The organism is Streptomyces sp. NPDC001002, assembly GCF_053599215.1.
In genome coordinates this window covers 1-7739 of record NZ_JBSFLV010000251.1, presented here as the reverse complement: position 1 = coordinate 7739, position 7739 = coordinate 1, and the positions used below count along the sequence as shown (strand labels likewise).

Genomic DNA, 7739 nt, shown 5'->3' with positions numbered 1-7739 from the left:
GAGCACGCCGTGCACACCGGTGCCGAGCGACAGGTCGAGCCCGTCGACGGCCATCCGCTTCCGGCCGACCCTCACCTTGAGTCCGGTGGCCCGGCCCCTGACCTTGGGTCAGGGGCCGAGCGGCGTCAGTCAGTGGGTCCGGGTCCGGCGGTTCACTTCCAGCGGTAGGTGGCGAAGGAGCCCGCCGGGACGGTCGTCACGAACTTCCGTCCGCCGACGGTGACGCGGACCGTGCGGTCGGCGTCGGAGCTGTTGCCGAGGACGGTGACGTAGCCGCTCTTGCCGGAGCGGTAGACCACGTTGCTCACGCCGTTCTGCGCGGCGCTGGACTCCAGGCGTACGTCACCGGGCTTGAGGTATTTCGCGAACTGGCCCATGGCGTAGAGCTCGTCGCGGACCGTGAAGTCCTTGGTGTTCGTGTTGACCTTCACCAGCCGGTCGGGCCACTTGGTGGTCGCCGCGACCTCGTCCCAGTCGATGTTGTTGTCGCGGGCCGGTGTCCAGTGCAGTGTGCCGCCGTCCTGGTCGGTCGCCTGGGCCCACAGGATGTAGGAACTGGCGTCAAGCCGGAAGTAGTCGAGGATGGTCGACGGCGACAGGTCGCTCGTCTCCGTCATCTCGACCGGCTTGCCCGTCTGCTCGTAGGCGTCGCGCATGACGGTCGGGTCGCCCCAGTAGGGGTGGAAGGCGATGGCGTCGGTGGCGTCTTGCACCTGCTTGCCCTTGACCGAGCCGTCGGGGGCGTCGTCGAAGATGCGGTGGTAGTTCTTGGTCGCGGTGCTGTTGGGGTCGCGCCAGTCCCAGAAGTTGAAGTCGTGCACGTACAACCGCGTGTTGAGCCGGGCCGACTTGAACTCCCGCTTCATCGCCAGGGCGAGCTTCTGCTGCTGGGCGATGCTGATGTCCATGGCCGGGTAGACGACGTCCATGCCGGGCTCGTTGAGCAGGGTCAGCGCGTCGACGCGGATGCCGTGCCGGGCGTACGCCTGGACGTACTTGACGTAGTAGCGGGCGAAGACGTCGATGCAGTCGTCGCGCAACTTGCCGACCTGGTAGTAGTCCGTGGTGCTGCCCGGCTTGAGCGCGACCTCGCCGGTGAACTGGTTGTTCGTCTTCATCCAGGCCGGTGCGCTCCACGCCGAGGCGAAGAACGTGGCGCGCGGGTTGTAGTGCTGGATGAGCTTGATCGTGTCGATGATGTGCAGGTCGACGTCGCGCTGGACGGAGAAGTGCTTCAGGCCGAAGTCGTCCTTGACGCCCGCGGGCAGGTCGTCCTCCGACCAGAACGGCAGATGCTCGATGAGGTCGGGGCTGCCGATCGTCAGCCGGAACCGGTCGAGACCGGCGCCGTGCACGGGGTCGACGAGCAGGCGGATGGCCTCGCGGCGCTTGGCGGGCGTCAGCTTCCAGAGGTTGGACACGCTTGTCTCGTCCAGGGAGAAGCCGATGCCCTCGTACTTCTGCCGCAGTGCGCTCGGATCGGCTACGACGGTGGCGTCGACCGGTCCCGACGCGGCGCCGCCCGTCCGTACGGCCGGCAGCGACTGCCAGGCGTGTGCGGCGCCGGCGGAGAAGGTGCCGGTCACGGCGGGGGCGTGGCTGTTCCGGTCCGCATGGGCGGCCGGGCCCGTGCCGATCAGCACGGACAGTGTCGTGGCCGCGACTGCCGCCATGGTCGTGAATGAACGTCTCACAGCTCACAACTCCCCGCTCCGACACCATCGTTGCGGGCGATCCAAGCAATGTCCGTAGTGTTAAGTCAAGACTTGAATAAAGAGGTGATCCCTTTCAGGCCGAGCCGTCGCGGTCTGCGCGTGCGTTCAGGGCGCCGTTGGCCGCCACTCGAAAACCAGCAGGGTTCCGGCGTCCCGCAGGCGTCCGAGCTGCGGGTCCAGGATCGAGTGGATCAGTGAGTGCTGTCCGAAGGGCGACGACGTCCAGCACGTGATGCACGGCAACGCCCACCTGTGGGACCTGGCACTAACCGGGTGACGGCGACGTCGCTCAACTCGCGGACCGGTCTCCGGCCGGCGTGTGGCGGGGCCACGGCCTGTCCGTGCGCTCGATCGCGGCGCCCGCAGCACCTCCAGCGCCTCGGCGGCAGCTTTCCCCGGGTCGGTGAGGACGGCCTCGCCTGGCTTCGCGGCTTTCGCGATGAGGCTTTCCTGCAGTGCTTGGAAGACGTCGGTGCCAGGGCCCACGACCCGTCCCGACGGACAGCTGATCACCTCCGGAACCGTGGAATCCAGCGTCCCCCGGCGGTTGGGCAGACGGGGCTTCTCTTGCCGCAAGGGGCGCCCCGACGGGTCATGGGCGACCTGGGGCAGGCCTCAATGCCCCTCGACGCGTGCCGTCCGGGGCAGTGCGTACCCGGACACGAAGGCGAAGAGCAGCAGTCCGATCGTCGCCACTGCGGTCCGTGTCATCGCGTCCGGCGGCGTACGCCCGTCGTCGAGGAACGAGAAGAACACGGTGGCGACCACCGCCACCCCGATCGCGTTGGCGAACTGCTGCACCGCGTTGAGGACCCCCGAGGCTGAGCCGACCTCGTGGTCCGCGACGCCCGCCAGGATGACGTCGAACAGCGGGGCGAACACGAATCCCATACCGAGGCCGACCACGAGGATGCCCGGGGCCAGCTTCCAACTGGTGGCGTCGGTGCCGGTGACCGAGACGATGAGGGCGAGGATCAGCAGACCGGCCGCGGTCGCGGCGATGCCGGCCTGGATGACCTTGCGCCCGTAGCGCGGGGCGAGGGACGTGGACAAGGGAGAGGTGGCCGCCACGCCGAGCGCCAGCGGGGCCATGGTCAGGCCCGTGCGCATGGGGGAGAAGCCCAGACCGGTCTGGAAGAACAGGGACAGCACCAGGAGCAGCCCGGTGAAGGCGGCGAAGAACATCAGCGCCACCAGGAGGCCGCTGGTGTATGCGCGGTTGACCAGCAGGCTCGGCTCTACCAGAGCCCGGCCGGGGCGTCGGCGCTGGTGGGCGCCGAAGAGGACGAAGCCCGTCACACCAAGTGCCATCAGCGCGAACGACCAGAGCGGCCAGTCCAGTTCACGGCCCTGGACCAGTGGATAGACGAGAGCGACGGCCGAAAGACTGACCAGGACCGTGCCCACGGCGTCCAGCCGTGCGCCGGGCACGCGCGCGCCCGCCGGCATGTGGCGCAGCGCCCCGGCCACGGCGAGGACGCCCAGCGGCAGGTTGATCAGGAAGATCATGCGCCAGCCGGACCCGAACAGGTCACCGTCCACCAGCGCACCGCCGATGATCGGGCCGCCCACCGCCGACAGGCCCATGACCGGGCCGAACAGCGCGAAGGCCTTGCCGAGTTCGGAGACCGGGAAGACCTCCTTGATCAGGCCGAAACCCTGCGGGATCAGCAACGCGCCGAGCGCCCCTTGCAGCGCCCGTGTGGCGAGCAGCATCCCGGGGGAGGTGGCCATCGCACAGGCGGCCGAGGCTACGGTGAAGCCGACCGCGCCGATCACGAACAGCCGGCGCCGTCCCCAGACGTCCCCCATGCGCCCTGCGGTGACGAGCAGGACCGCGAAGGGGAGGGTGTAGGCGGCTCCCAGCCACTGAAGGGTGGTCTGCCCGCCGCCGAGGTCCGCGCGTACGGACGGTGCGGCGACGCTGGTGATGGTCGCGTCGAGCAGGTCCATGACCTCGGCGACGAGGACGATGGCGAGGACTTTCCAGCGTGCCGCGTAGGGGGCTGGTACGGAGCCGGAGGAAGGGCTGTCGGTAGCGAGCTCCTCGGCCGGTGCTTCGGATTCCATGCGCGTCCTTGGGTGAGGTAGGAGGGGCCGGACCAGGTCGAACGACGTTCGTCGCGAACGCTGTTCGTTTTGGTCGTCAACAAAACGAACGACGTTCGTCCAGATCGATGTTCCTCACGAACGACGTTCGCGTCAAGCGGTACACTTGAGCCATGACCGCTGAGCCCCGCAGTACGCGATCCCGTCCCGCCAAGGCCCCGCTCGGCCGCGGCGTGGTCATCGATGCCGCCCTCGGCATCCTGCGCACCGAGGGCGCGCAGGCCCTCACCATGCGGCGCGTCGCCGAGCGGCTGGACACCGGACCCGCGTCCCTCTATGTCTACGTGGACAACCGCGACGACCTGCTGTGCCAGGCCCTGGACGCCGTCCTCGCGGCTGTGCCGATGGAGCCGGTCGATCCGGAGCGCTGGCGGGTGCAGCTGGAGGAGCTGCTGAGGGCGACCGTGCGGGCGATGAGCGACCATCCGGGGATCGCCCAGGTGTCACTGGGGCGCATTCCGACCGGTCCCGCCTCGCTCGCCCTCAACGAGCGGATCGCCACGCTGCTGCTCGCCGGCGGTATCTCGCAGCGGACCGCCGCCTGGGCGTGCGACCTGCTGGGGCTCTACGCCGCTGCCGTGGCCTTCGAGGCCGACGGCCGAGCGCTGGATGAGGCGCAGGCCGAAAGGCGCCGGTCCTCAGGTGTCGCCGACGTCGTGGAGAGGCTCCCCGCGGAGCGGTTCCCGGTGCTGGCCGCCCTCTCCGGACATCTGATGCAGGGCACGGCGGAGGAAAGGTTTGCTTTCGCGCTCGAGGTGGTGGTCGACGGCCTGTTGGCCCGCGAATAGCAATTTTCCTCGCCGGATCTCTGTGCCTCGTCTGTGCATTAGCCGTGACGGGGTTATCGGTAGTGTCCTGGAAATTAATTCAGATAGTTCCGGGCGGCTTCGATTTTACCTACTCAAAACCATCCGCCGGTTGGTTGATGGTAGTGTCGCATAAAGGAGAGATCCACCGAGCGTTTTCCCGATTGGGGCGGGAATTACTGATCATGGCATCTCACGGGGGAGTTTGCATGAACGTCGGTGTCCTGGGCGCGCTCCAGGTCAGGCTAGGTGAATCATCAATTGTTCCGACCGCTCGAAAACCGCGCGGTCTGCTCGCGCTTCTCGCGCTGAACGCAAACAGTGTCGTGACCGTCGGCTCAATTGCCGACGAACTCTGGGAGGGAAGTCTCCCGAAGAGCGCATCGACGACACTTCAGACGTACATCCTGCACATACGCAAGAGGATTGCCCGGGAAATATCACCCGGTGAACCGGACACCAATCACGCGAAGCGGATCCTGGTCACCTGTGGCAATGGTTATCTCCTCAACAATGAGGGCGGCCGGTGCGACGCGGCGGAGTTCGACCGGCTGGCCAATCTCGGAATGCGCCGCTGCGAAGAAGGCGATCATCAATCGGCCTCGGAACTGCTCCGCAACGCGATGGAACTGTGGCGGGGCCCGGCCCTGGTCGACGTCCACGTCGGACCGGTACTGGAGGCCGAGGTGCTGCGCCTCGAGGAGCGCCGCAGGGCGGTCATGGACAGCCGCGTCCAGGTGGATCTCGCCCTGGGCCGGCACCACTCGATCGTGGACGAACTGTCCGGACTCGTCGTCCGTGACCGTACCCACGAGGGCCTGCACGGACAGCTCATGCTCGCCCTGTACCGCTGCGGCCGGCGTGCTCACGCTCTCCAGGTCTTTCAGCGCCTGAGGCTGACGATGCTCGACGAGCTCGGTCTGGAGCCCTCGCCCTGGCTGCACCGGCTGCAGCAGGCGATCCTCGCGACCGACCCCGCGTTGGACGACGGGAGCACCACGGTCGGCCGACTGGTGGCACACAACGAGATCCGATGACCGGGCCACGCGACCGGTACCGGGTCCACGACCGGCGACTCCAGGGAGCGAATGCGATGAAGGACCGTGTTCTCGATCTGATCTTCGTACGAGGTCGGGTCGAGTCCGTGGACCTGCCGGCCAAACGCATGCGCAGAATCCGGCTGACCGGTCCCGCGCTGCGCGGCCTGGACTACACCCCGGGCCAGCACGTCCGTCTCCACGTCAACGATCTGTTCCAGCCGTTGACCTGGCGTAAAGGCCTGCTGCGGACATACTCCGTGTGGGACTACGACGGCGAGTCGCTTGAGCTCTGCGTGCTGGAGCACGGCGGCGACGGACCCGGCGAGCAGTGGGCCACCACGGTCGCGGCGGGGGACCAGGTTCACTTCACCAAACCGGAAGGCTCCTTCGTCCTCGATCTCGGCGCCGCCCGCCATCTGTTCGTCGGCGACGAGACCGCCTCGGTGCCCTTCGGGCCGATGCTGGGCGCGCTGCCCGCGGATGTCGCGTTCGACGCCGTGGTGGAGGTGGACACCCAGGACGACCGGCTGCCGCTGCGCGACGGCGTGACCTGGTGCTACCGCGAAGGTGCCCCGGCCGCCGCCTCCGCCTCGTTGGTGGAGGCGGTGCGCGGCCTGGACCTCCCTGGCACGGCCGGCGTCGCCTATGTGGCGGGAGAGGCCAGGTCCGTCCAGGCCGTACGCGATCACCTGGTGCGGGAGCGCGGCTGGCCCCGGCGTTCGGTGCTGACCAAACCGTTCTGGACGCCCGGCAAGCGGGGCATGGACTGAACCGCATGGGCTGAACGGAGCGGAAAGCCCGGCCGGGGGCGACGGCACGCAAGTCAGGCGTCGTCCTTGGGCCGGCCCAGCCGCGCCCACGCCGCTCCCGTCCGCTCGAAGCGCAGCGCGGCGTGCGACGACGCGCAGTGCACATCGCGCCAGGCCCGCTGGAGCGGGTGCGCCGAGTCCTGTGCCGCGCTGCCCGCCGTACGGAAGAGCAGGTCCACCGCGCGCACGACGCCCTCGGCCGCCAAGGTCGCGTCCCGTGCCGTACGCGCACAGGCGGCCTCGTCGGCGGGGGAGTCGTCCAGCGTCGCGAACCCTCGGGCCAGCAGCAGGCCGCTCGTGTCGATCCCGCCCGCGGCCCGCGCCCGGATCAGGTCGTGCTCGGCCTCGGCCCTGGCGCCCGGCCCGCATGCATGCGACTCGGTCCAGGTCCGAAGCGCACCCCGTGCCGCACCCAGCGCAGGTGCCGCGAACAGCGGCGGGGCCGCGCCCAGCATCGGCACCAGGTGACAGGGCGCGAGATCCCGGTCGTGGGCGGCACCCGCGAACAGGTCGGCGTGGGCGAACGTCCGGTGCTCGGGCACGAACACGCCGTCCAGGGTCACGGTATGACTGCCGGTGGCGCGCATTCCGACCGTGTTCCAGGTGTCGTCGATGCGCAATTCGGCCCGGGGCACGGCGAAGAAGTGCAGCCTCGGCGTTCCGCCGGACACCTTTGCCGGCGCGCACAACAGCACCCAGTCGGCGTACTGGACACCGCTGAGGGGACGCCAGGAGCCGCTCAGCCGCCAGCCGCCGGGCGCGGGTTCGGTGCCCCGCACCGGAACCAGGCCCGCGGCGATCAGGGTGTCCGGCCCGTCGGCCCACACCTCTGCACGCGCCTCGGCAGGCAGGTAGGAGGCCATGCGGCCGGAGGTCGCGTAGATCATCGCGCACCATGCGGCACTGAGGCAGCCCTCGGCGACCTGCTGCAACGCCTGGCCCAGCGGGGCGAAGTCGCCGGCCGGGCCACCGTGCGCTGCGGGGACGAAGTGCCGGGCGAAGCCGGCGTCGAGCAGCGCGGCCACCACCTCCGGCGAGAGCCGGCGGTCGGTCTCGGCGGCCGGGGCGTGCTTGGCCGCGAGTGCGGTGAGGTCGGTCGTGACGGCGGGTGCCGTCGGCTGTCGGGTCATCGGTGCTCCTCGCTGAGCTGTCTCGTGTGCTGCTGCGGGATGTGCGCGTTCTCGGGCGGGCAGGGGCCGGGGCCCGGCGCCGTGGGCGGGTCGGGTTGGCCGCCGCGTCCTGGAGGAGCATCACCCGGAC

At 69.3% G+C, this 7739-nt stretch carries 6 protein-coding genes and 1 pseudogene; 3 read left to right on the top strand and 4 right to left on the bottom strand.

What is annotated here, in order from left to right:
* The 3 genes and pseudogenes from ACWDR3_RS46500 to ACWDR3_RS46490 form a co-directional block, all read right to left on the bottom strand.
* Window positions 1-93, bottom strand: a pseudogene (locus ACWDR3_RS46500) (ABC transporter ATP-binding protein); the annotation flags it as partial.
* A gap of 59 nt (window positions 94-152) precedes the next feature.
* Window positions 153-1673: a glycoside hydrolase family 30 protein gene (locus ACWDR3_RS46495; protein ID WP_450358751.1), complete on the bottom strand. Its 1521-nt coding sequence runs from the start codon at window positions 1671-1673 to the stop codon at window positions 153-155.
* Window positions 1674-2330: 657 nt separating this feature from the next.
* The gene (locus ACWDR3_RS46490) at window positions 2331-3785 is read right to left on the bottom strand and encodes an MFS transporter (protein ID WP_450358750.1); all 1455 of its coding nucleotides are present in this window, start codon (window positions 3783-3785) and stop codon (window positions 2331-2333) included.
* Window positions 3786-3937: 152 nt separating this feature from the next.
* Here ACWDR3_RS46490 and ACWDR3_RS46485 point away from each other — a divergent pair, with 152 nt between their 5' ends.
* The 3 genes from ACWDR3_RS46485 (at window position 3938) to ACWDR3_RS46475 (ending at window position 6440) form a co-directional block, all read left to right on the top strand.
* Window positions 3938-4612 (top strand): TetR/AcrR family transcriptional regulator, encoded by a 675-nt coding sequence (locus ACWDR3_RS46485; protein WP_450358749.1) that lies wholly within the window; start codon window positions 3938-3940, stop codon window positions 4610-4612.
* A 227-nt stretch (window positions 4613-4839) separates the two neighbouring features.
* Window positions 4840-5667 (top strand): AfsR/SARP family transcriptional regulator, encoded by an 828-nt coding sequence (locus ACWDR3_RS46480; RefSeq protein WP_450358748.1) that lies wholly within the window; start codon window positions 4840-4842, stop codon window positions 5665-5667.
* 56 nt (window positions 5668-5723) lie between these two features.
* On the top strand, window positions 5724-6440 hold the full coding sequence (locus tag ACWDR3_RS46475; RefSeq protein WP_450358747.1) for a siderophore-interacting protein: 717 nt from the start codon (window positions 5724-5726) through the stop codon (window positions 6438-6440).
* 53 nt (window positions 6441-6493) lie between these two features.
* On the opposite strand, the gene ACWDR3_RS46470 is transcribed toward ACWDR3_RS46475, so the two are convergent.
* Window positions 6494-7609 carry a hydrolase gene (locus ACWDR3_RS46470; RefSeq protein WP_450358746.1) on the bottom strand — a complete coding sequence of 372 codons (1116 nt, stop codon included), beginning with the start codon at window positions 7607-7609 and terminating at the stop codon, window positions 6494-6496.
* Between the last annotated feature and the right edge of the window lie 130 nt (window positions 7610-7739).